This is a genomic window from Bacillus infantis NRRL B-14911 (genome assembly GCF_000473245.1).
In the GTDB taxonomy this organism is placed as follows: domain Bacteria; phylum Bacillota; class Bacilli; order Bacillales; family Cytobacillaceae; genus Bacillus_AB; species Bacillus_AB infantis.
On the sequence record NC_022524.1, the window covers coordinates 1,588,104 to 1,610,940 of the forward strand.

Annotated in this window: 19 protein-coding genes; 14 read left to right on the plus strand and 5 right to left on the minus strand. The window is 45.3% G+C overall.

Features of this window, described 5'->3' with window-relative positions:
* Positions 1-59: 59 nt before the first annotated feature.
* Positions 60-1,181 carry an N-acetyldiaminopimelate deacetylase gene (locus N288_RS08095; RefSeq protein ID WP_022543663.1) on the plus strand — a complete coding sequence of 374 codons (1,122 nt, stop codon included), beginning with the start codon at positions 60-62 and terminating at the stop codon, positions 1,179-1,181.
* Between the two features lie 91 nt (positions 1,182-1,272).
* Here N288_RS08095 and N288_RS08100 read toward each other — a convergent pair whose 3' ends face one another.
* Positions 1,273-2,157 (minus strand): mechanosensitive ion channel family protein, encoded by an 885-nt coding sequence (locus N288_RS08100; protein ID WP_009794323.1) that lies wholly within the window; start codon positions 2,155-2,157, stop codon positions 1,273-1,275.
* Positions 2,158-2,354: 197 nt separating this feature from the next.
* Here N288_RS08100 and N288_RS08105 point away from each other — a divergent pair, with 197 nt between their 5' ends.
* The 6 genes from N288_RS08105 to N288_RS08130 all read left to right on the plus strand — a co-directional run bounded on the left by N288_RS08105 (position 2,355) and on the right by N288_RS08130 (position 10,638).
* Entirely contained in the window at positions 2,355-4,109 is a 1,755-nt protein-coding gene (locus N288_RS08105) for an ABC transporter ATP-binding protein (RefSeq protein WP_022543664.1), read from the plus strand.
* 12 nt (positions 4,110-4,121) lie between these two features.
* Positions 4,122-5,939 (plus strand): ABC transporter ATP-binding protein, encoded by a 1,818-nt coding sequence (locus tag N288_RS08110; RefSeq protein ID WP_009794325.1) that lies wholly within the window; start codon positions 4,122-4,124, stop codon positions 5,937-5,939.
* Between the two features lie 460 nt (positions 5,940-6,399).
* Positions 6,400-7,305 (plus strand): DUF4349 domain-containing protein, encoded by a 906-nt coding sequence (locus N288_RS08115; RefSeq protein WP_022543666.1) that lies wholly within the window; start codon positions 6,400-6,402, stop codon positions 7,303-7,305.
* Positions 7,306-7,533: 228 nt separating this feature from the next.
* Positions 7,534-8,880: a cytochrome ubiquinol oxidase subunit I gene (locus tag N288_RS08120; RefSeq protein ID WP_022543667.1), complete on the plus strand. Its 1,347-nt coding sequence runs from the start codon at positions 7,534-7,536 to the stop codon at positions 8,878-8,880.
* Positions 8,881-8,900: 20 nt separating this feature from the next.
* On the plus strand, positions 8,901-9,914 hold the full coding sequence (locus tag N288_RS08125) for a cytochrome d ubiquinol oxidase subunit II (protein WP_009794329.1): 1,014 nt from the start codon (positions 8,901-8,903) through the stop codon (positions 9,912-9,914).
* A gap of 64 nt (positions 9,915-9,978) precedes the next feature.
* Entirely contained in the window at positions 9,979-10,638 is a 660-nt protein-coding gene (locus N288_RS08130; protein ID WP_022543668.1) for a potassium channel family protein, read from the plus strand.
* Between the two features lie 104 nt (positions 10,639-10,742).
* Here N288_RS08130 and rnjA read toward each other — a convergent pair whose 3' ends face one another.
* Positions 10,743-12,410 (minus strand): ribonuclease J1, encoded by a 1,668-nt coding sequence (rnjA, locus tag N288_RS08135; RefSeq protein ID WP_009794332.1) that lies wholly within the window; start codon positions 12,408-12,410, stop codon positions 10,743-10,745.
* Between the two features lie 6 nt (positions 12,411-12,416).
* A complete protein-coding gene (locus N288_RS08140) occupies positions 12,417-12,626 on the minus strand; it encodes a DNA-dependent RNA polymerase subunit epsilon (RefSeq protein WP_022543669.1) in 210 nt (69 codons plus the stop codon).
* Positions 12,627-13,730: 1,104 nt separating this feature from the next.
* Here N288_RS08140 and N288_RS08145 point away from each other — a divergent pair.
* Positions 13,731-14,627, plus strand: a complete 897-nt coding sequence (locus N288_RS08145) for a DMT family transporter (protein WP_022543671.1) — start codon at positions 13,731-13,733, stop codon at positions 14,625-14,627.
* 35 nt (positions 14,628-14,662) lie between these two features.
* Entirely contained in the window at positions 14,663-15,433 is a 771-nt protein-coding gene (locus tag N288_RS08150; protein WP_009791085.1) for a Cof-type HAD-IIB family hydrolase, read from the plus strand.
* A gap of 42 nt (positions 15,434-15,475) precedes the next feature.
* Here the strand turns inward: N288_RS08150 and def are convergent, their stop codons facing one another.
* Entirely contained in the window at positions 15,476-16,030 is a 555-nt protein-coding gene (gene def, locus N288_RS08155) for a peptide deformylase (protein WP_009791086.1), read from the minus strand.
* 182 nt (positions 16,031-16,212) lie between these two features.
* On the minus strand, positions 16,213-16,347 hold the full coding sequence (locus tag N288_RS24640; protein WP_009791087.1) for a YjcZ family sporulation protein: 135 nt from the start codon (positions 16,345-16,347) through the stop codon (positions 16,213-16,215).
* 270 nt (positions 16,348-16,617) lie between these two features.
* On the opposite strand from N288_RS24640, the gene N288_RS08160 reads away from it, so the two are divergent.
* The 5 genes from N288_RS08160 (at position 16,618) to lpdA (ending at position 22,794) form a co-directional block, all read left to right on the plus strand.
* Positions 16,618-17,286, plus strand: a complete 669-nt coding sequence (locus tag N288_RS08160; protein ID WP_232217712.1) for a YkyA family protein — start codon at positions 16,618-16,620, stop codon at positions 17,284-17,286.
* A 575-nt stretch (positions 17,287-17,861) separates the two neighbouring features.
* A complete protein-coding gene (gene pdhA, locus N288_RS08165) occupies positions 17,862-18,977 on the plus strand; it encodes a pyruvate dehydrogenase (acetyl-transferring) E1 component subunit alpha (RefSeq protein WP_009791090.1) in 1,116 nt (371 codons plus the stop codon).
* Positions 18,978-18,980: 3 nt separating this feature from the next.
* Positions 18,981-19,958, plus strand: a complete 978-nt coding sequence (locus tag N288_RS08170) for an alpha-ketoacid dehydrogenase subunit beta (RefSeq protein WP_009791091.1) — start codon at positions 18,981-18,983, stop codon at positions 19,956-19,958.
* 84 nt (positions 19,959-20,042) lie between these two features.
* Complete coding sequence (locus tag N288_RS08175; RefSeq protein WP_009791092.1) at positions 20,043-21,380, plus strand: dihydrolipoamide acetyltransferase family protein; 1,338 nt, start codon at positions 20,043-20,045, stop codon at positions 21,378-21,380.
* Positions 21,381-21,384: 4 nt separating this feature from the next.
* Positions 21,385-22,794, plus strand: a complete 1,410-nt coding sequence (lpdA, locus tag N288_RS08180; protein WP_009791093.1) for a dihydrolipoyl dehydrogenase — start codon at positions 21,385-21,387, stop codon at positions 22,792-22,794.
* The last annotated feature ends 43 nt before the right edge of the window (positions 22,795-22,837 follow it).

Consider the following 22,837-nt stretch of genomic DNA (forward strand, 5'->3'; position numbering starts at 1 on the left):
CCGGTCCTTTTTTGTACCTTTTTTACGCAGGATTTTCACATTTAAAGGAGAGAGAACATATGAATCGGTTCATTCAGATTAGAAGGGATCTGCACCAGATTCCCGAGCTGGGATATAAAGAGTTCAAAACACAGCAGTATCTGCTTGATTATCTGGGGACACTTGACCAGGCCAATATGGAGATCAGAACATGGAAAACAGGCATTTTTGTGAAACTGAACGGGACAATGCCTGGCAAGCTGATCGGCTATAGAGCTGATATCGACGGCCTTCCGATTACCGAGGAAACGGGCTTCGGATTTTCATCCCGGCATGAAGGCAATATGCATGCCTGCGGACATGATTTCCACATGAGCATTGCCCTTGGCCTTATTGCCTATTTTTCGGAAAACCGTGTAAAAGATGATCTTTTGTTTATCTTCCAGCCTGCAGAGGAGGGACCTGGCGGTGCGGAGCCGATGCTGAAATCGGATATTATGAAAGAATGGCGCCCTGATATGATTGCGGCACTCCATATCGCTCCAGAATACCCGGCGGGGGCGGTTGCCGTTAAAGAAGGGCTCCTCTTTGCGAATACTTCAGAGCTTTTTATTGATTTAAAGGGAAAAGGAGGGCATGCCGCCTATCCTCATCAAACAAATGACATGATAGTCGCTGCATGCTCACTTGTCTCACAGCTTCAAACGGTCATAGCAAGAAATGTTGATCCTCTGGACAGCGCGGTCATTACGATTGGAAAAATCACCGGCGGGACGGTCCAGAATATTATCGCCGAGAAAGCAAGGCTTGAGGGGACAATCAGGACCCTTTCTGTGGAATCCATGGCAAGGGTGAAGAAAAGGATAGAGGCTCTGGTCAAAGGCACCGAAGCCGGCTTTGAATGCGAAGCGACGATAGATTATGGTGCCATGTACCATCAGGTCTATAATGACGAAGTGCTCACGAGGGAGTTCATGGACTTTTTGCGCACCGGAACTGAAGCAGAGGTGATTGAATGCAAGGAAGCGATGACAGGCGAAGATTTTGGCTATATGCTGAGCGAAATTCCGGGGTTCATGTTCTGGCTGGGGGCAGATTCGGAATTCGGTTTGCATCATTCCCGGCTGCAGCCAAAGGAAGAGGCAATAGAAAAAGCAATCTCTTATATGACGGCTTATCTGGAATATAAAGGGAACCAATAAAGCTGCAAGAAAGATAAAAGGATGATCCGATGAGGACCATCCTTTTTTAATATAAAATTTTGCAGCCCGATAAACATCTGCCCGGCCTTCTTCAATTACTGCTGTTTTTTTCAATATAGACCTGATGCGGATACGGGATTTCAATGCCGTTGGCGTCGAGCGCTTCTTTCAGCGCTTTGCGCAATTCCCGTTCAACGCCCCACTGCTCCATATTCTGCGTTTTTGCTATAATGCGCAGAACCACGTCCGAGGAGCCAAGGGACTGTATGCCTATCACATTCGGTCCGTCCATGATGCTCTCGTTACCCGCTTTCACCTTGTCGCATGCCTCCTGGAGAACCATGATTGCTTTATCGATGTCATCGTCATAGGAAATGCCAATATCGACAAGTGCTCTCATGTTTCCGCGGGAATGATTGCTCAGGCTCGTAATCTCCCTGTTGGGTACAAAATGGAGCGTTCCATCAAATCCCCTGATCTGCGTTGTTCTGAGGCCAACCTGCTCGACAATGCCGGAAAAGCTGGCAGCTGTGACATAATCCCCTACATCTATCTGTTTCTCAAGAAGCAGGAAGAAGCCTGTAACCACATCGCTCACAAGGCCCTGGGCGCCAAAGCCGATAGCAAGACCCACAACACCGGCACCAGCCAGGATAGCAGTAGCCTGGATCCCAAAAATCTGCAGGACGGTTACGGTAACAATAAAAATCAGTACATAAGAAAAAACATTGCTTGTCAGGCTTTTAAGCGTCTGGGCCCGTGCCGAAGAAATATTCTCCCGCTGTTCAAAAGTGTCGAAGCTCTTTGAAATAAGCCTGCCGCCTGCAGCTCTTACAATCAAAAAAATGATGAAGATGGCTGCAAGTTTTAGAATGGCTGCCCCTGCAGAGAAAGCGAGGGCTCCCCAATCAATATTTCCAAAATACTCTCCAGCTTCTCTTAAATTCAAAAAATCAATCCTTTCATATGTAAGCATTTTTTCATTCTAACAAACATACAGCGGGCTGAACAACAAATCCCCTTCCCGGCAGAAAAGAAAATCAGATTTTAAATAATCAAAAAAACTGGAAAATTCAGATTGAAAACTATAGATAATTATTTCGATAACCGTTATATTTAGTATTACGGTCTTTTATTTTTCAATTCTTAACAACGAGAGAGGGGGAAATGGAATTGGAAATATTTAAGAAACTTAAGGAATATTACTGGCCCTATAAGAAATATTTTATTTGGTCGATGGTATTCCTGCTGGCTGTGACAGGCATTACGGTGGTTTATCCGATGATTCTTCAGCTGACCATTGATGAGGTGGTGCTGGGAGGGAAATATGAATGGATTCCCTATTTAGCTTTCGGCTTCATCGGCATCATGTTCGTTAAAGGAATTGCAACTTATATTCATCAATATACTGGAGATCTATTTGGCATCACATCCGTATATAAACTGAGAAACTCACTGTATGAAAAACTGCAGTTCCTTCCATTCAAGTATTACGATAATGCAAAAACAGGGGATATCATGTCAAGGCTGACAGCAGATGTCGAGGGGTTCAGGTTTTTCCTGTCTTTCGGATTTTCAGAGCTGATCCGTTTCATCCTGCTTATCGGCATCAGTTTCTCTGTTATGTTTTATTACTCAGTGCCGCTTACCTTAGTGACACTTGCAACCCTGCCGTTTCTTGCTGTGGTAACCTTTAAATTTGATAAAGCTGTCCATCCTGCCTTCAGGGGCATCAGGAAATCGTTCGGAAAGCTGAATACAAAGGTGCAGGAAAATATCAGCGGCATCAATACGGTGAAATCCCTTTCAAGGGAAGACTTTGAAATAGGGAAGTTCAACCGGTCCAATGAGGACTATAAAGACAATTATTTATTCACCTCCGATATCTGGGCAAAATATTTCCCGCTTATGGAGTTCCTGGGAAATCTCAGTGTCGTTCTCCTGCTTTCTTATGGCGGGTATCTCGTAATAGACGGATCCCTGCAGCCAGGGGAGCTTGTAGCATTCTACAGTCTTGTATGGTATATAATGTGGCCGATTATGAACCTCGGATTTGTCATCAATCTATTTTCCCAGGCCAAGGCTTCGGGCGAGAGGCTGCTGGAGATACTGGAAGCAGAAAATGAAATCAAAGAGACTGACCATGCTGCCGAACCCGACAGGATCCATGGGGAGGTAGACTTCAAATCTGTATCCTTACAGTACACAAAGGAAGATAAAGAGGCGCTCCATGACGTTTCATTCAAGGCGCATCCTGGCAAGACAATCGGGCTCATCGGTGCAACCGGTTCAGGCAAAACAAGCGTAACCCAGCTGATGACGCGCTTTTACGAAGCATCTTCAGGGGAAGTGCTGATTGATGGAAGAAATGTCAGGGACTATTCACTTGAAGCGCTGAGAAGCGGAATAGGCTTTGTCCTTCAGGAATCTTTCCTGTTTTCTTCATCCATTAAAGCGAATATTTCTTATGGAAGACCTGAAGCTTCCATAGAAGAAATCATGGATGCTGCTAAACGGGCACAGGCGCATGAATTCATCATGGAACTGCCTGAAGGGTATGATACCATGCTCGGGGAAAGAGGAATGGGCCTGTCCGGCGGCCAGAAACAGAGGATTGCAATAGCCAGGGCGATCTGCACAGACCCCGGCATCCTTATCCTGGACGATGCTACCTCTGCAGTGGATATGACGACAGAATTTAATATCCAGCAGGCACTAAAGGAAGTCATGAAGGGGAGGACGACCTTCATTATCGCTCACAGGATTTCTTCCTTGAAGCATGCTGATGAAATCCTTGTTTTTAAAGACGGCCGCATTGCTGAAAGGGGCCGGCATGAAGATCTGCTGAAGAATAACGGTCCATATCAGCGGATTTACGATATTCAATACAAGGACCATCAAAAGGTCCTCCAATCTCAAATAAGCTAAGGAGGGGTGAGCTTGAAGGAGACAGCAAAAGAAACAGTATTGAAAAGATTCCATTACTCAACAGATGATGTCATTGAAAAACCGTTTAACTGGAAGCAGATGTTCCGGCTGTTCAGCTATATGAAGCCGTACCGCAAGAAGCTGCTCCCTTTGTCGATCCTTATGGTATTGATCACGACTGCAGTTAGATTGATCATCCCGATTATGATCGGGGTTTATACACTTGATAAGGCGCTGAAGGACAAAGACACAGGGCTGCTCACTACCCTCGTCATTATCATTGCTGCCTTATATACGAGTTCTTATATAGCTAATATTTTCAGGATCAAATGGATGAATGCCCTTGGCCAGAATGTTATCTATGATTTAAGGAAGCATTTATTCGCCCATGTCCAGACCCTGTCACACCGTTTCTTTGATCAGCGGTCTGCAGGATCCATCCTTGTGAGGATCATGAATGATATCAACTCCCTGCAGGAACTGTTTACAAACGGTGTCATTAACCTGCTGATGGACCTTATATTGCTTTGCGGCATTTTTGTCATCCTGTTCACGTTAAGCCCGCAGCTGACATTGGCCATTATGGTCATTCTGCCGATCATGTTTTTTATCTCGACGAGCCTGCGCAGGAATATCAGGAGGTCCTGGCAGACGGTAAGGCTGAAGCAGTCAAAGCTCAACTCCCATTTGAATGAGAGTCTGCAGGGGATCAGGGTTACCCAGGCGTTTACACAGGAAAAAGAAAATATGATGTTTTTTGATGGTGTGAACAACGAGAATTTCGAAAGCTGGAGGCAGGCTTCACAAAAAAATGCCATGTTCAGGCCGCTTGTAGAATTGACCAATGCTTTCGGTACTGCAGCACTGATCTGGTATGGAGCCCACTTGATACAGAACGGCAGCATCACCATCGGTGTGTTCGTATCTTTTGCTTTTTATCTGGGAATGTTCTGGGAGCCGATTTCAAGGCTGGGTATGGTCTATAACCAGCTTCTGATGGGTATGGCCTCATCTGAGCGGATCTTCGAATTCCTTGATGAAAAACCGATCGTGTCAGAATCTGAAAATGCGATTGTCCTGGATGATATGAAGGGCCAGATTCAATTTAAGGATGCAGAGTTCTCCTATGATTCCAAGAGAACGGCATTAAACAGGATCAATCTGGAAATAAAAGCTGGCCAGACTGCTGCCCTGGTCGGCCATACCGGGTCAGGAAAAACAACCATTGCGAATCTGATCAGCCGTTTTTATGATCCTACCGAAGGAGCGGTTTTGATTGACGGTCATAATTTAAGGGATGTTTCATTAAAGAGCCTGCGGGCTAAAATCAGCGTAGTGCTGCAGGATACTTTTATTTTTTCCGGTACAATTGCAGAAAATATCCGCTTCGGCAGGCCGGATGCCTCTGAGGAAGAAGTAATCCGTGCGGCCGAGGCAGTCGGAGCAGCTGATTTCATCCGCAATCTCCCTAAAGGCTATGAGACAGAAGTTGAGGAAAGGGGAAATATTCTCTCAGTCGGAGAAAGGCAGCTTCTATCCTTTGCAAGGGCACTGCTCGCCGATCCGCGCATCCTGATTCTTGATGAAGCAACTGCCAGCATTGATACCGAAACCGAAATGAGGATACAGGAAGCCCTTAAAACCCTTTTAAAGGGAAGGACAGCCATCATCATTGCCCACAGATTGTCAACCATACGCGATGCTGACAAAATCTTCGTACTGGACCATGGCAGCATCCTTGAAGAAGGAAGCCACGAAGAACTGATGAACAAAAAAGGCCAATACTTCCAGCTGGTAAAAGCACAATTTACAATGCTGGATGCTATATAGAAATGCGGAAAAGCCTCGATCAGCCCCGACAAGCATAAGACGAGCAGGACGGAAGGTTGTTCTTTAACCTTCTGGCCTGATTGGCTTATGACTCGAGGGGCTAGGCTTTGGAGCTGGACAGAAAGAAAAGCGGAGGCGGCTTGCCCAGAGCCGACAAGCATAAGATGCGGCAGAATAAAAGGCGTTCTTTGCCTTTAATTCTGGCGTGGCTTATGACTCGAGGGGCTAGGCTTTGGAGCTGGACAGATTAGAAATGCGGAAAAGCCTTGATCACTTAGGAACGCAGACTAAGAACGCCACGTCCTGTGGCAACGCCTGCATAATTCGCTTTATATTCATTTGAAAAAAAGTCACCATTTGGTGGCTTTTTGTGTTATTTGTAATAATCTTCATGAAAATGTAACTTTTCTGCAATCTATGCGTCTGCTAATAAAAGAGCCGATTTTAAGGGGGATATGTTATGAAGTGGAAAGTGGTGCTATTCATATGTTTGAGCTCGATGATTCTCTTCGGCTGCAGCAGCGGAGAAAGCAAAAGTGAACAAGCTTCCGATTCAGCTGGCAAATCTGAGAGTTCATATGAAAAAGCTGAGTCTGCCGCTGAGTCAGCTGAACAGGATGCTGAGTCAGAGATAAGCAGCGGCGGGAACGAAGCAAAGGGGGCGGATCAGAGTACAGCGGCTGATAGGATGGTTATTTACAACGCAGAATTGGATCTTAGGGTAAAGGACTTCATGAAAGCACAAACAGCACTCGAGTCAAAAGCGGCCCAGTACGGCGGGTTCATTGTGGAATCCAGCAGTTATCGGGATGATGAGAGGCAGCTTAGCGGTACACTGGTGATCAGAATCCCCCAGAAGAACTTTAATCAATTCTTGAATGATGCTGAAGGTACAGCCTCTAAAGTGGATAACAGACATGTAAGCGGCCAGGACGTGACAGAAGAATATGTGGATTTGGAGTCCCGCCTGCGGTCCAAGAGAGTTGTTGAAGAGCGGCTGATCTCTTTTATGGAAAAGGCTGAAAAAACTGAAGATCTGCTAAAGATTTCACAGGACCTTGCCGGAATTCAAGAGGAAATCGAACAGCTGGCCGGAAGAATCAACTATTTGAAGAACCAGACTGATTTTTCGACTGTAACGGTCAGCCTTTATGAGGATCAGACCCCTTCAATCGATAAAACCGATTTGAAAACGTGGGAGAGAACGAAAGAGCAGTTTACAGAAAGTCTTAGCTTCCTGCTTTCTGCATTTTCCGGGCTGTTTGTGTTCGTAGCCGGGAACCTTCCTGTGCTTATGCTCCTTGGAGTTATTGGGGTCATTTGCTATATAACTTACAGGAAATATAGACAGAAAAAGGATTCATGACCGAAAGACGCCGGAATGTGGTACATTCCGGCTTTTTCTTTTGAATTTGCACAAGCGGCTGGGATATTTTCAGGCTTTCTTTACATTTGAATAAGATTGCATCCATATGAATTAGGGTAAAAGACAGTCTGAAGCAGCTCAGGATAATGGACATACATACGGAATGAAAATGCTCTTATGGAGCCAAAGAAGCAAAAAATGAAAATATAGATGTCTGGAGGCTGGAAGATGGAATTGGATAGTGTCACATTGAGCAGGATGCTCACTTCTTTAACTCTTGCTTTTCATATTATTTTTGCCACCATCGGCGTTGGTGTGCCTGTGCTGATATCAGCAGCTGAATTCATTGGGATCAGGAAAAAGGATGATCATTATATCCTCCTGGCACGCAGATGGGCAAGGGGCTTCACCATCACAGTGGCGGTCGGGGTAGTAACCGGGACCTGCATCGGCTTACAGCTTTCTCTTTTATGGCCGAGCTTTATGCAGATTGCAGGCCATGTAATCAGCCTGCCGCTCTTCATGGAAACTTTTGCTTTCTTTTTTGAAGCCATCTTCCTGGGCATCTACCTTTATACATGGGACCGGTTCAAAAAGCCGCTTCATCATTGGCTGCTTTCAATACCCGTCATCATCGGCTCTTCTGCTTCTGCATTTTTCATTACTACGGTTAATGCATTTATGAATACTCCGCAGGGATTCAAGCTTGAAGGCAGGACCATCACGGAGATTGACCCGCTCGCTGCTATGTTCAATCCGGCAACCCCGTCAAAGGTGCTGCATGTCCTTACATCGTCATATATGACAGCTGCTTTCATACTGGCGAGCCTCGCTGCCTTTGCCATTCTGAGGGGCAGGGGGTCTGAATATCACCGGAAAGCACTGAAGCTTACAATGATTTGCGGTCTGCTTTTTTCTCTGGCAACTGCCATTGCAGGTGATATTTCAGCAAAATTCCTTGCAAAAGAGCAGCCGGAAAAATTGGCTGCAGCTGAATGGCATTTCGAAACAGAAAAAGGCGCTGATCTGATCGTCTTTGGGACGATTGATGAAAACAATGAAATAAGGAATGAAATCCGTATACCAAATGCACTGAGCTTCCTTGCAGGCAGCTCCTTTGATACAGAAGTGATTGGCCTGAATGAATTTCCGGAAGATGAGCGGCCTCCGCTATGGATCCACTATCTGTTTGATTCGATGGTTTCAATCGGCTTCTTTGCTCTCGGCATTTCTGCGCTGTTTGTCTTTCTGTCATATTGGAAAAAGGCTAACCCTTTTAAAAAGTGGCTGCTGTTCCTCATTGTCTGCTCAGGGCCTCTATCCATGCTCGCAATCGAATTCGGCTGGATCTATGCCGAGGTCGGCAGACAGCCCTGGATATTAAGAGGCTATATGAAGGTGGCGGAGGGGGCTACACAGGCAGATAATGTGGGCGTGACCTTCTTGATGTTTTTAGCTTTGTACATTGTATTGGGGATCATCACAGTCACTGTGCTGCTTAAAATGTTCAGAAATAAGCCGGCACAAGCCGAATTTAATGATCGTTTCCCGGACTCTCCGGGCATAGGCCAATAAACTGGGAAGGGGTGGGAGACATGAGCATTGAAATCCTTGGCATAACGGTTCTCTGGGTATTTCTCTATGGATATGTTATTGTGGCATCAATCGATTTTGGAGCCGGTTTTTTTGCTTATTATGGACGGATCACAGGGAAGGAGCATGTGATCAGCCACATTATCAGCAGATATCTATCTCCTGTATGGGAAGTGACCAATGTCTTTTTTGTTTTCTTCTTTGTCGGGCTGGTCGGCTTTTTTCCGGATGCAGCCTATTATTATGGAACTGCTTTGCTGATACCCGGAAGCATTGCCCTGATCCTCCTTGCCATTAGAGGATCATTCTATGCATTCGGGAATTATGGCTCAAAGGACAATTCGTTTTATCTGTTTCTTTATGGCGCAACGGGCCTGCTGATACCCGCAGCACTGTCGACGGCATTGACGATTTCTGAAGGGGGATTTATTGAAGAACAGGGAAATAAGGTCATTTTCCTTGCCGGAGAGCTTGTAAGCTCCCCTTATTCCTGGTCTGTGGTGATTCTTGCCATTGTATCGGTGCTCTTTATCAGTGCTGTATTTCTTACTTATTATGCAGACAGGGCTGGAGACACTCCAGCAAGGGATCTGCTGAGGACGTTTGCCCTGTTCTGGAGTCCGCCAACCATTCTTGCCAGCTTCCTTGTCTTTGCTTCATTAAGGGAGCATAATGAGCGCCATTTCAATAATGCTTTAGAGATTTGGTGGATGTTTGGCTTATCGCTTCTCTGTTTTCTGGCCGCTATGCTGATGGTTTATAAGAAAAAGAGATTTGGGACCAGTTTTATCCTGGTTATGCTTCAATTCTTTTTTGCCTTTTTCGGATATGGCGCTTCCCATCTCCCTTACATCCTTGACCCGTTCATAACGATCTATTCAGGTTATACAAATCCTGAAATGGGGATGGCGCTGGTTGCGGCATTTATAGCAGGGCTGCTGCTCCTCATCCCGTCATTGATCCTCTTGATGAGGCTGTTCCTGTTTAATGCCGATTATGTTAAGGGTGAAAAGTGAATGCTACTAAGAGTTAAGCTATGATAAAATAGAGACGAACTTTGAAACTGCTGGAGGAATATCCGTGAAAAAAGAATTTGCCGTAATAGGTTTAGGACGGTTTGGAGGAAGTATTTGCAGGGCGCTCGCAGAAGAGGGCATGGAGGTAATGGCAATCGACAATGATGAGGACAGGGTGAACGAATTTGCACTGATTGCATCTCATGCCGTTGTCGGGGATACCACCGATGAAAATGTTCTTAAAAGTCTGGGCATCAGGAATTTCGATCATGTCATTGTCGCCATTGGTGACAATATCCAGGCCAGCATCCTTACAACGTTGATTCTAAAGGAAATCGGTGTGAACAAGATTACTGTAAAAGCGCAAAATGATTATCATGAGAAAGTCCTGCGCAAAATTGGAGCAGACCATGTTGTCCATCCTGAAAGGGATATGGGCAGAAGAATTGCCCATAATATTGTCTCCAACAATGTACTGGATTATCTTGAACTTTCAGATGAACACAGCATCGTGGAGATTGTGGCCAGCGATAAGCTTGGCGGAAATTCGATTATCGATTTGGATGTCCGTGCCAATTATGGCATCAATATTGTTGCGATTAAAAGAAAAAATGAAATCATCGTATCCCCGCAGGCAAATGAAGTGATACGGGAAGATGATATCCTCATCGTTATTGGAGCAGATGTTGATATCAACCGCTTTGAGAAGAAGCTGATGGCTTAACCCAAGCCCCGGCAGGACCTGCGAAAACGGCAGATGTCCATTGACTGCTTGTAAAATGGAAAAAGCACTCACAAATATTTGTGAGTGCTTTTTAATATGGTTTATTACACTTCCATAATGATCGGAAGGATCATTGGACGGCGCTTTGTTTTTTCATAAAGGAAAGGTGATAGTGTGTCAGTAATTTCATTTTTAATTTCAGACCACTGTGTCGTTTTTCTTTCCATGACCTTGTTCAGATGCTTAGAGATCAAGGATTGGGCATCGCTGATCAAGTCGCCTGATTCACGCATGTAGACGAAGCCGCGGGAAATGATATCAGGACCTGCGGAAATCTTAAAGTCTTTCATGTTGATGCTGACTACGACAACGACCAGACCTTCCTCAGAAAGGATCCTGCGGTCTCTGAGGACGATATTTCCGATGTCACCCACACCGCTTCCGTCGATATATACAGAACCTGAAGGAATCTTTCCTGCCACCTGAGCGGTATCCTCGCTCAGGGCCAGAACTTCTCCATTGTCCATTATAAAGCAGTTTTCTTCAGGAATGCCGCAATCTATCGCAAGTTTAGAGTGCATTTTCTGCATTCTGTACTCGCCGTGGATCGGCATGAAGAATTTCGGCTTGATCAGTCGAAGCATCAGTTTTTGCTCCTGCTGGCCGCCATGCCCGGAAGTATGGATGTCGTTCAGCGGACCGTGAATGACTTCTGCACCTGCACGGGACAGCATGTTGATTGTTCTGCTGACACTGATCGTATTTCCCGGAATAGGAGAAGATGAGAACACTACTGTATCACCTGGGTTGATCTGGATCTGGCGGTGTGTTCCATTGGCAATCCGTGATAGGGCTGCCATAGGCTCTCCCTGGCTTCCTGTGCAAAGGATGGTAACCTGGTTGGCTGGGAGCCTGTTGATCTGCTGTGCGTCTATGAATACATCCTTAGGAGCGCTTATATAGCCAAGCTCCCGCCCGATGTTGATCGCAGCTTCCATGCTCCGGCCAAAAACAGCCACTTTTCTGCCATTGGTCACAGCAGCCTCGATAACCTGCTGAAGGCGATGGATATTAGAAGCGAATGTTGCAAAAATAATCCGTCCATCCACTTTGCGGAAAATGTCATGAATGCTTTCTCCTACACGGCGTTCAGACATAGTGAAATTAGGAATTTCACTGTTGGTGCTGTCAGAAAGGAGGCATAGGACACCATCCTTGCCGATCTCTGCCATTTTTGTAAGGTTCGCAGGCTCCCCGACAGGAGTGAAGTCAAACTTGAAATCCCCGGTATGGACTACCTGCCCCGGCGGAGTTTTCACTACGACCCCATATGAATCAGGGATGCTGTGTGTAGTCCGGAAGAAAGTGACAGAAGTTTTTCGGAATTTGATAATATCATCTTCCTTGATTTCAATCATTCTTGTCTTTCTCAAAAGGCCATGCTCTTCCAGCTTATTGCGAAGAAGGCCAAGGGCGAGCTTACCGCCGTACACAGGAATATTCACCTGTCTTAATAGATAAGGAATGCCGCCGATATGGTCTTCATGTCCGTGCGTAATGAAGAGGCCTTTGATTTTGTCTTCGTTTTTAACTAAATACGTATAATCAGGGATTACATAATCAATTCCCAGAAGCTCATCCTCAGGGAATTTAATGCCAGCATCGATCAGGATGATTTCATCCTGGAACTGGACTGCATAAGTGTTTTTGCCGATTTCCCCAAGTCCTCCAAGGGCAAATACAGCTGTTTGATCGTTCTTGACAAATTTCATAAATTATCAGATCTCCAATACTTTAAAGTCTTCGTTTCTTTTTTCATATTCCAGGTAATCGCCTTCAACAGGGACTACGAGTTCAATGTTATAGTGTTTGTCCGCCAGCTTCGTACGTACATCTTTCGGGGAATCTCCATCAACATAAACGGTTTTCGTTTTTTCCCTCACTGGGACTTCTTTAATGGATTCCTGGTAATAAACTTTAAAAATCATCATAAATCGCTCCTTAATCCGATATAACTTTTTCTATTATATAAAAAAATAACATGTTTTTCATGTTTTTTCTTTTAAAAGAACATAAAGCACAGTTTTTCCTTATATTTCCGGGGGATAACGAACGCCCCAAAAAGGAATTTTCAGTTTGTTGATTTACACTGTCCACCGCCCTGGCGTGTTATCTTCAGAGGTCCGTGGAGAGGCTTTTCCGCATTTTCATTTTCCGGCTCCGGCGGCTAGAGCCTCGAGTCATAAGCCACGCCAGAATTAAAGGCAAAGAAAGCCTTTTATTCTGCGGTGTCTTATGCTGGGCCCACAGGATGTGGGTCATGCAAGCGTTGCCACAGGACGTGGCGTATTTAGCCTGCGTTCCTTTACCTGAGCAAGCCGCCTCCGCTTTTCTCATTGTCCAGCTCCAAAGCCTAGCCCCTCGAGTCATAAGCCAATCAGGCCAGAAGGTTAAAGAACAACCTTCCGTCCTGCTCGTCTTATGCTTGAGGCCCGCAGGACGCGGGTCATGCAGACGTTGCCACAGGACGTGGCGTTCTTAGTCTGCGTTCCTTTGTGACCAAGGCTTTTCCGCATTTCCCATTGTCCAGCTCCAGTGGCTAGAGCCTCGAGTCATAAGCCACCCAAGAATTAAAGGCAAAGAACGCCTTTTATTCTTGCGCGTCTTATGCTTGTCGGCTCTGGGCAAGCCACTTCCGCATTTCTATGTAACCTTTATACAATTTACCTTAAAGAAGGAGCCCTTCGCAAGTTTGAAGGGCTCTGGGGTTATGCGATCGATTTTTTGCGAAGCATGTCTTTCCACTGTTTCAGGAGCTTTTTGCGCAGCTTCTTTAACATAGTGGATCATCTCCTTACTTCCTATTTTAACCCAACCTTGTCCAATGTAAAGGATTACAATTACTGCTGCCGAACACAACCGTTTTTTTGGGGGGCATTAAGAAAGCCGCCTTTTCTTCTATTATATGATGAAAAGGCCAAAAATCTCATGGATAATGATGGAATAATGTTAAATATGCTGGATTGACATTTAGCATTTCAAGGGTTAGCTTTTAACAGAGTGAAAGTTATCTTGGAAAGAAGAGTGGAAAAATGGGTAAGCTTTATAGTGCGCTGCTCGCTCTAAGTCTGATTTGGGGCACATCATTCCTTTTTATTAAAATTCTGCTCCATGATCTGGGCCCTGAGGCGGTTGTCTTCGGCAGATGCCTATTTGGTGCAGCAGCATTGTGGGGGATCAGCTTTATTAAAAGAGAAAAGATTCAGTGGAAACGCCTGCCTTTCAGGTTGCTGATCCTGGTCGGGCTCATCAATAATGCACTTCCCTGGTATTTTATTTCTAAAAGCGAGACGGCCATTTCATCGAGTATGGCCTCTGTCATTAATGCCACTACACCGATCTGGACGATCATCATTGGGTGGCTTTTCTTCGGTTCAAAGCTCCGGAAAAGCCAGTGGGCCGGTATTATGATCGGATTCTTCGGTATTTTTATTCTCAGCGGTTTCCGGACCGGGGATTTGGCAGAGGGGAATACCGCAGGAATCGTATTCATGTCTATGGCAGCATTCTGCTATGGATTAGGGACCCATCTGTCCAAAAAGTATCTCGAGGGCGTTTCCGTCCTTCAGATTTCCCTTTTTACGCTTACATCAGCCGCCCTGGCAAGCGGCCTGTATACCGGGATTGCATCTCCTTCCAGCATCCCGCTTCTTTTTGCGCCGGAAAGACTCGGTTCTCTAGTTATACTCGGCGCCCTGGGCTCGGGCGCAGCCTATCTGCTATACTATTTCCTTGTACAGAAGGGAAGCCCGGAGTTTGCCTCCCTCGTCACCTATATCGTCCCCGTATCGGCAATCGCATGGGGGTACTTTCTCCTTGGCGAGCATATTAAGCCAGGGATGGCTGTTGGCCTGGCTGTCATCTTTCTGGGAATATATATTTCCTCCTATAAAGTCAAGAGGGTAAAGAAACAAGATCTGGCTGCTTAAGAATGCAGTCCATGCAAATGGAAAGGAAGTAAAAAATGAAGAAAATTGTTTTTTTTGATATTGATGGAACACTGCTGGACCACGGCAAAAACCTTCCGGTAAAAACGAAGGAAGCAATCAGGCTCCTTCAGGAAAAGGGGGTATTTACGGCAATCGCGACCGGCCGTGCTCCTTTCATGTATGAAAGTCTCCGGGAAGAGCTGGGCATTGATTCTTATGTCAGCTTTAATGGCCAGTACGTGGTGTTCGAGAATGAACCGATCTATGCCAATCCTTTGGACACAAAAGAGCTGGAAAGGCTTTTAGAACATGGAAAAAGGAATGGGCATCCGCTCGTTTTTATGAACGAATCAACCATGAAATCAAGTGTGCCGCACCATCCCCATATTGAGGAAAGCCTTGGCACACTTAAGTTCCCGCATCCTGAGAAAGATGAAAGCTTTTATAATGGGCGGGAAATCTACCAGTCCCTTATTTTTATGGATGACAGTCTCGAACAGGAGTATCGCGAAGGATACGGGAAATTCCATTTCATCAGATGGCATCCCCATTCCGTCGATGTCCTTCCTGCCGGGGGCTCAAAAGCGGAGGGCATAAAGAAAATGATCAGCCGTCTCGGCTTTGCAATTGAGGATGTGTATGCATTCGGAGATGGCTTGAATGACATTGAAATGCTCCAGGCCGTCGGCACGGGGGTTGCCATGGGCAATGCTGAAGAAGAAGTGAAGCGCCATGCGGACCATATCACCTCAGATGTCGGGGAAGACGGAATCTGGAACGGTTTGAAAAAGCTTGGTTTGATATAAGAAAAAAGAAGCAGGCAAAGGGGCCTGCTTCTCCTTTTAGGATTACCTTTCAATCGGGAGGGCATCCTTCATTATTTCAAACGGGTTTTCCTTATTGATATGGTCATAGAACATGACTCCGTTCAGATGATCGATTTCATGCTGAAAAACGATTGCCGGTAGGCCTCTCAGCCTTAGTTTCACTTCTCTGCCGTCTATATCAAAGGCTTTGAGGGTAATCCTTGCATAGCGCGGAACAAACCCGGGAAAAGGCTCATCGACTGAGAGACATCCTTCTCCGGACGTTAAAAAGGCTTTCTCGACCGAATGGCTGACGATTTTCGGGTTGAAAAGTGCAAAGCTGTACAGTTTCCCATCTGTATCAGTCACATGGACTGCAATCATTCTCTTCAGGCAGTCAATCTGCGGGGCGGCAAGCCCAATTCCAGGCCTCAGCCCATACTTTTCAGCCAGGGCAGGATTTTGGCTGTTTCTTACATATTCCATCATTTCGGCAAGAGTCTGTTTATCTTCGGCAGAAGGGGGCATAGGCACCTCTTCAGCCGTTTTCCTGAGGGATGGGTGGCCATCCCGGATAATATCCGCCACTGTTATCATTAAAAATCCACTCCTGTGCATGCCTTTTTCGGCAGAAATTTATTATAATATGTTTTAACTGCTGTGCTGGCGGGTAAGTGATTAAAGTTCAGGGAGCTGTATGTACGTCAATAGTCTAACAGACATAAAGAAAAAAGTTAATAAAGAAAAGGTGCTCTGTCGAAGCACCTTTTCGGCTTGTATTAGAATTTCCAGCAGGAACAGCCTACAATAATAAGAAGAATGAAGAGAACGACAATTAAAGCAAATCCTCTTCCGTAGCCAGCTCCGCCTACAGGGTAGCCGCAGCCGTAACCGTATCCACCATAACCATACATAAGGATAACCTCCCTGAAATAAAGTATCGTCCCCTACATATTTATAAGTTTTATGGACGATTTACTATAGCCTATGAAAGAAGGAAAAAATGGTGTAGGCCGCTGCCCAGTCATAAATGAAAAGAATGAAGAATATGTATCTTTATGGCATTATCCTGCTGAATTCTAATTAAATGGTTGGACAAGCTTTTTCATAAAATTAATGAAGAATCTTGGACCACACCTATATGCAGCTTATATGCAGCAGCTATTTTCCACTTAGGGGGTTTAATGATGTCCGTTATCAGAAAGAAAAAAGTACTGGCTGTATTATTTTTAAGTTTGTTTGTGCTCGGGGGATGCATGAACAAGGAGACACCAGGTGAAAAAGCCTACAGCCTTCTGGAGAAAACTGCAGAAGCAGAAGACGGGTTTGAAAAGCAGCAGGACCCGCTTGTTAAACTGGAAAAGCAGGAAAAAGAACTTTATGATCAGATCATTGCGCTGGGCATGAAGGAATTTGACCAAATTAAAAAGCTGTCAGATGAAGCCCTTGAAGCCGTGGGGAAGAGGGAAGAGCTCATGAATAAAGAGCAGGAGAGCATTGAATCCTCCAAAGAAGAATTTGCACCTCTTAAGGATATCATCCCTGACATTGAAGATAAGGAAGCAAAAGAAAGTGCTGAGGAACTGTACAAAGTGATGATGGACCGTTACAGCGTCCATGATGAACTATACAGTGAATATAAGAAGGGCCTTGAACTGGACAAAGAGCTGTATTCGCTGTTCAAGAAGGAAGACCTGACAATGGAGCAGCTGGAAGCCCAGATTGAAAAAATCAATCAATCCTATGAGCAGCTGACGGTCCATAATAAAGAATTTAATGAGCTGACAAAAAAATATAATGAAATAAAATTATCCTTCTATAAGCAGGCTGGTGTAGAGGTTGCTGCTGAGTAAACATAAGCATAGAGGCAACGCCTGTTAAAAGGGGTATATTCGAGAAGTCTTTCGGTCAGATGATGCCGAAAGACTTTTTGTGCTGGACACAAAGTATTTTTTTGAAATAATTCTTCCTAAATAATTCTTCTCTTGTTATAACACATCCTGTTAAAAAGCTGCTTTTTTATAGTACAGTTAATAAGGACTTATTAATACAGTTTTTTAAAATACTCGAAATAATTTTTGAAAAATAGGTTTAAATAATTGACTGTAACGGATTTCTTATAATAAAATGAGTAAGGTGATTTCATTGCTTGTATCAGTGAGACATATATAATTCAATGATACAGAAAATGATTGTAAAGAAATATCAGAATAGACGTTTTTTCCGGAGGCATCTGTGGAAAACTAAGTAAAACTATGTTTTGCAGCTGTCAAAGGATGAGCCGGACAGTTTTTTTGCATGTACGGCTAAATTTAATAGGGAAAAAACAAAAGCAGATTTCTAAGATGAATTCATTTTGGGTATTCTAAGCTTTGTGTATTTATCTCTTAAAATAATGTCTTTTTAATGAAAGGAAAGGGTGACAAAGATGGCTTCTAAAACGAAGAAAGCACAATTGGATGCTACTAAAGCGCTTGAGGCGGTAGAAGAGCAGTTTGAAATGTTTCAAATATTGAATGAAGAAGGCGAAGTCGTAAATGAAGCGGCAATGCCTGAATTAAGCGATGAGCAGCTTCAGGAATTGATGCGCCGCATGGTATACACTCGTATTCTTGATCAGCGTTCCATCTCTCTAAACAGACAGGGGCGCCTTGGATTCTATGCGCCGACAGCAGGACAGGAAGCTTCACAGCTTGCTTCACAGTTTGCTCTTGAGAAGGAAGACTTCATCCTTCCGGGATACCGCGATGTTCCTCAAATGATCTGGCACGGCCTGCCGCTGTATCAGGCATTCTTGTTCTCACGCGGACATTTCCACGGCAACCAGATGCCTGAAGGTGTGAATACAATTTCACCTCAAATCATCATCGGCGCCCAGATCATCCAGGCTGCAGGTGTGGCTCTTGGGATGAAGAAGCGCGGTGCCGGTTCAGTAGCTATTACATACACTGGCGACGGCGGAGCTTCACAAGGTGATTTCTACGAAGGTCTTAACTTTGCAGGGGCATTTAAGGCTCCAGCGATCTTTGTTGTTCAAAACAACCGCTTTGCGATTTCCACTCCGGTAGAAAAGCAATCAGCGGCTAAGACTGTAGCTCAAAAAGCAGTCGCAGCAGGTATCCCTGGAGTTCAGGTAGACGGAATGGATCCCCTTGCTGTATATGCAGCAGTCAGCGATGCCCGCAAACGTGCAGTAAACGGCGAAGGCCCGACTCTGATTGAAACGATGACATACCGCTATGGCCCGCATACAATGGCTGGCGATGATCCGACTCGCTACCGTACAACGGACCTTGACAACGAATGGGAAAAGAAGGATCCTTTAGTCCGTTTCCGCAAATTCCTTGAAAACAAGGGCATCTGGAACGAAGAAAAGGAAAATGAAGTAATCGACCAGGCTAAAGAAGATATCAAAGAAGCAATCAAGAAAGCTGACGGTTATCCGAAGCAGAAAGTAACAGACTTCATGGAGAACATGTATGAAGAAATGCCTCGTAACCTTAAAGAACAATATGAAATTTACCAAGCAAAGGAGTCGAAGTAAGCGATGGCGCAAATGACAATGATCCAGGCAATCACCGATGCGTTGCGCACAGAAATGCGCAATGATCCGAACGTACTTGTGTTCGGTGAAGACGTAGGCGTTAACGGCGGTGTATTCCGTGCTACGGAAGGTCTTCAGAAAGAGTTCGGCGAAGACCGCGTATTCGATACTCCACTTGCTGAATCTGGAATTGGCGGTTTAGCAATTGGTCTAGGCCTTCAGGGCTTCCGTCCAGTGCCGGAAATCCAATTCTTCGGATTTGTGTTCGAAGTAATGGACTCAATCGCCGGCCAAATGGCGCGTATGCGCTACCGTTCAGGCGGCAGATACCATTCTCCTGTCACTGTGCGTTCTCCTTTCGGGGGCGGAGTGCATACTCCGGAACTTCACTCTGACAGCCTTGAAGGGCTGATGACTCAATCACCAGGTCTAAAGGTGGTTGTGCCTTCAACTCCTTACGATGCAAAAGGACTTCTGATTTCATCTATCCGTGACAACGATCCGGTTATTTTCCTTGAGCATCTTAAGCTATACCGTGCATTCCGTGAAGAGGTGCCTGAAGAAGAATACACAATTCCTCTTGGCAAGGCTGATGTGAAGCGTGAAGGTTCAGACCTTTCCATCATCACATACGGAGCAATGGTTCATGAATCATTAAAAGCAGCAGAAGAACTTGAAAAAGAAGGCTATTCAGTAGAAGTAGTAGACCTTCGTACAATCGCACCGCTGGACCTTGAAACAATCATTGCCTCTGTAGAGAAAACAGGCCGTGCCATTGTGGTCCAGGAAGCACAGAAGCAGGCAGGCGTAGCTGCTCAGGTTGTTGCTGAAATCAATGAAAGAGCGATTCTCAGCCTGGAAGCTCCAGTTCTCCGCGTAGCAGCACCTGATACTGTCTATGCTTTCTCTCAAGCAGAAACAATCTGGCTGCCAAACTACAAAGATGTACTGGAAACAGCTAAAAAAGTACTTACTTTCTAATAGATCAATTTTTTAATGGGAGAGGGAAGTTTTTTCTCCCTTTCCTGCATCATCACTCAATTTACTAACAGGAAGGTGAACCCATTGTCATTCCAATTCAGATTACCTGATATCGGTGAAGGTATCCACGAAGGTGAAATCGTAAAATGGTTTATTAAACCAGGCGATAAAGTTCAAGAAGATGACGTATTGTGCGAAGTGCAAAACGATAAATCAGTAGTAGAAATTCCATCCCCAGTTGAAGGGACTGTTGAAGAGGTCCACATCAGCGAAGGAACAGTTGCTACTGTTGGACAAGTGCTCGTATCTTTTGACGCACCGGGGTATGAGGATTTACAATTTAAAGGTGAACACGGTGATGAAGCGCCGGCAGAAAAAACGGAAGCACAGGTTCAATCAACAATGGAAGCTGGCCAGGATGTGAAGAAGGAAGAAGCTCCTGGACAGGAAGACGCCGGTAAAGGCACAGTTATTTCCCAGCCCGATGTTGATCCTGACCGCAGAATTATCGCTATGCCATCAGTGCGCAAGTTCGCACGCGACAAAGGCGTTGATATCCGCCAGGTAGCAGGCAGCGGTAAAAACGGACGTGTGCTGAAGGAAGATATTGAATCATTCTTGAACGGAGGCTCTCAAGCTCCTGCTCAGGAAGCACCACAGGCAGAGGCAGCTAAGGAAGAAGCAGCAGCACCAGCGGCAGCAGCAGCTCCTCAAGGCCAATATCCGGAAACCCGCGAGAAAATGAGCGGAATCCGCAAAGCGATTGCAAAAGCTATGGTTAACTCCAAGCAGACTGCACCGCATGTTACATTAATGGATGAAATCGATGTAACAAAACTGGTAGCACACCGAAAGAAATTCAAGGAAGTTGCAGCAAACAAAGGCATCAAGCTTACATTCCTGCCTTATGTGGTAAAGGCATTGACTAGTGCATTGCGTGAATTCCCGGCGCTCAACACGTCAATTGACGATGCTGCTGGCGAAATCATCCACAAGCATTACTACAACATTGGAATTGCTGCTGATACAGAGAAAGGCCTGCTTGTTCCTGTCGTGAAGGATGCTGACCGCAAATCTACATTTGCTATCTCTGATGAAATCAACAGCCTGGCAACCAAGGCCCGTGACGGCAAGCTTGCTGCGGATGAAATGAAAGGCGCTTCTTGCACAATTACCAATATCGGCTCTGCGGGCGGACAATGGTTTACACCTGTCATCAATCATCCTGAAGTAGCGATCCTGGGAATTGGCCGCATCGCTGAAAAGCCTGTAGTGAAAGATGGAGAAATCGTTGCAGCACCAGTTCTTGCACTTTCTTTAAGCTTTGACCACAGAATCATCGATGGCGCAACAGCACAAAATGCATTAAACCACATCAAGCGTTTACTCAACGATCCAGAACTATTGTTAATGGAGGCGTAATTAAATGGTAGTTGGAGATTTCCCTATTGAAACAGATACTATAGTAATCGGTGCAGGTCCTGGAGGCTATGTTGCCGCTATCCGCGCAGCACAGCTTGGACAAAAAGTAACAATCGTTGAAAGAGGAACTCTTGGAGGCGTCTGCCTGAATGTCGGCTGTATCCCTTCAAAGGCTTTGATTTCAGCTGGACACCGCTATGAACATGCTAAGCATTCAGAAGAAATGGGCATTTCAGCGGAAAATGTGAAAGTAGATTTCACAAAGGTACAGGAATGGAAAGCCGGAGTTGTCAAGAAGCTTACTGGCGGTGTTGAAGGCCTTCTTAAAGGAAACAAGGTAGAGATCGCACGCGGAGAAGCTTTCTTCGTTGATGCAAATACTCTGAAAGTAATGGATGAGAAGTCTTCCCAGACTTACACTTTCAAGAATGCAATCGTTGCGACAGGTTCACGCCCAATCGAACTGCCTGCATTCAAATATTCAAAGCGCGTGCTTGATTCAACAGGCGCACTGGCTCTTGAAGAAGTTCCTGAGAAGATCGTTGTCATCGGCGGCGGCTACATCGGAACCGAGCTTGGCGGAGCTTACGCTAACTTCGGTACTGAAGTGACCATCCTTGAAGGAACTGATGAGATCCTGAACGGATTTGAAAAGCAAATGTCTTCATTGGTTAAAAAGAACCTGAAGAAAAAAGGCGCTAACATCATCACTAATGCACTTGCAAAAGGTGTTGAAGAAACTGACAGCGGTGTAACAGTCAAGTATGAAGTAAAAGGCGAAGAAAAATCTGTTGAAGCTGATTATGTCTTCGTTATGGTGGGACGCCGTCCAAATACTGACGAGCTTGGCCTTGAGCAGGCCGGCGTTGAAATGTCAGACCGCGGCATCATCAAGATCGACAAGCAGTGCCGTACAAGCGTAAGCAACATCTACGCTATCGGTGACATTGTTGAAGGACCTCCATTGGCTCACAAAGCTTCTTATGAAGGTAAAATCGCAGCTGAAGCAATCGCTGGCCACAATTCTGAGATCGACTATCTTGGAATCCCTGCAGTTGTATTCTCTGATCCTGAACTGGCTTCAGTGGGTTACACTGAGCAGCAGGCTAAAGAAGAAGGAATTGCAGTCAATGCTGCCAAATTTCCATTTGCAGCAAATGGCCGTGCCCTTGCTTTAAACAGCACTGACGGTTTCGTGAAGCTGATCACACGCAAAGAAGATGACCTTGTCATCGGTGCGCAAATTGCTGGTGCAAATGCATCTGACATGATTGCTGAACTTGGCCTTGCCATTGAAGCAGGCATGACTGCTGAAGACTTGGCTATGACTATCCATGCTCACCCAACACTTGGCGAGATCACTATGGAAGCAGCTGAAGTTGCACTTGGAAGCCCAATTCACATCATTAAATAATTTGTGACTGCATGCAGGACTTATAAAGAGAAAGACCTTTCCT

Excerpts from the sequence above, each read along its gene's own strand:
- N288_RS08095 (WP_022543663.1), top strand. The coding sequence starts at position 60 with ATGAATCGGTTCATTCAGATTAGAAGGGATCTGCACCAGATTCCCGAG.
- N288_RS08100 (WP_009794323.1), bottom strand. The coding sequence starts at position 2,157 with ATGCTTACATATGAAAGGATTGATTTTTTGAATTTAAGAGAAGCTGGA.
- N288_RS08115 (WP_022543666.1), top strand. The coding sequence starts at position 6,400 with ATGAAGTGGAAAGTGGTGCTATTCATATGTTTGAGCTCGATGATTCTC.
- N288_RS08120 (WP_022543667.1), top strand. The coding sequence starts at position 7,534 with ATGGAATTGGATAGTGTCACATTGAGCAGGATGCTCACTTCTTTAACT.
- N288_RS08125 (WP_009794329.1), top strand. The coding sequence starts at position 8,901 with ATGAGCATTGAAATCCTTGGCATAACGGTTCTCTGGGTATTTCTCTAT.
- rnjA (WP_009794332.1), bottom strand. The coding sequence starts at position 12,410 with ATGAAATTTGTCAAGAACGATCAAACAGCTGTATTTGCCCTTGGAGGA.
- N288_RS08140 (WP_022543669.1), bottom strand. The coding sequence starts at position 12,626 with ATGATTTTTAAAGTTTATTACCAGGAATCCATTAAAGAAGTCCCAGTG.
- N288_RS08145 (WP_022543671.1), top strand. The coding sequence starts at position 13,731 with ATGGGTAAGCTTTATAGTGCGCTGCTCGCTCTAAGTCTGATTTGGGGC.
- N288_RS08150 (WP_009791085.1), top strand. The coding sequence starts at position 14,663 with ATGAAGAAAATTGTTTTTTTTGATATTGATGGAACACTGCTGGACCAC.
- def (WP_009791086.1), bottom strand. The coding sequence starts at position 16,030 with ATGATAACAGTGGCGGATATTATCCGGGATGGCCACCCATCCCTCAGG.
- N288_RS24640 (WP_009791087.1), bottom strand. The coding sequence starts at position 16,347 with ATGTATGGTTATGGTGGATACGGTTACGGCTGCGGCTACCCTGTAGGC.
- N288_RS08160 (WP_232217712.1), top strand. The coding sequence starts at position 16,618 with ATGATGTCCGTTATCAGAAAGAAAAAAGTACTGGCTGTATTATTTTTA.
- pdhA (WP_009791090.1), top strand. The coding sequence starts at position 17,862 with ATGGCTTCTAAAACGAAGAAAGCACAATTGGATGCTACTAAAGCGCTT.
- N288_RS08170 (WP_009791091.1), top strand. The coding sequence starts at position 18,981 with ATGGCGCAAATGACAATGATCCAGGCAATCACCGATGCGTTGCGCACA.
- lpdA (WP_009791093.1), top strand. The coding sequence starts at position 21,385 with ATGGTAGTTGGAGATTTCCCTATTGAAACAGATACTATAGTAATCGGT.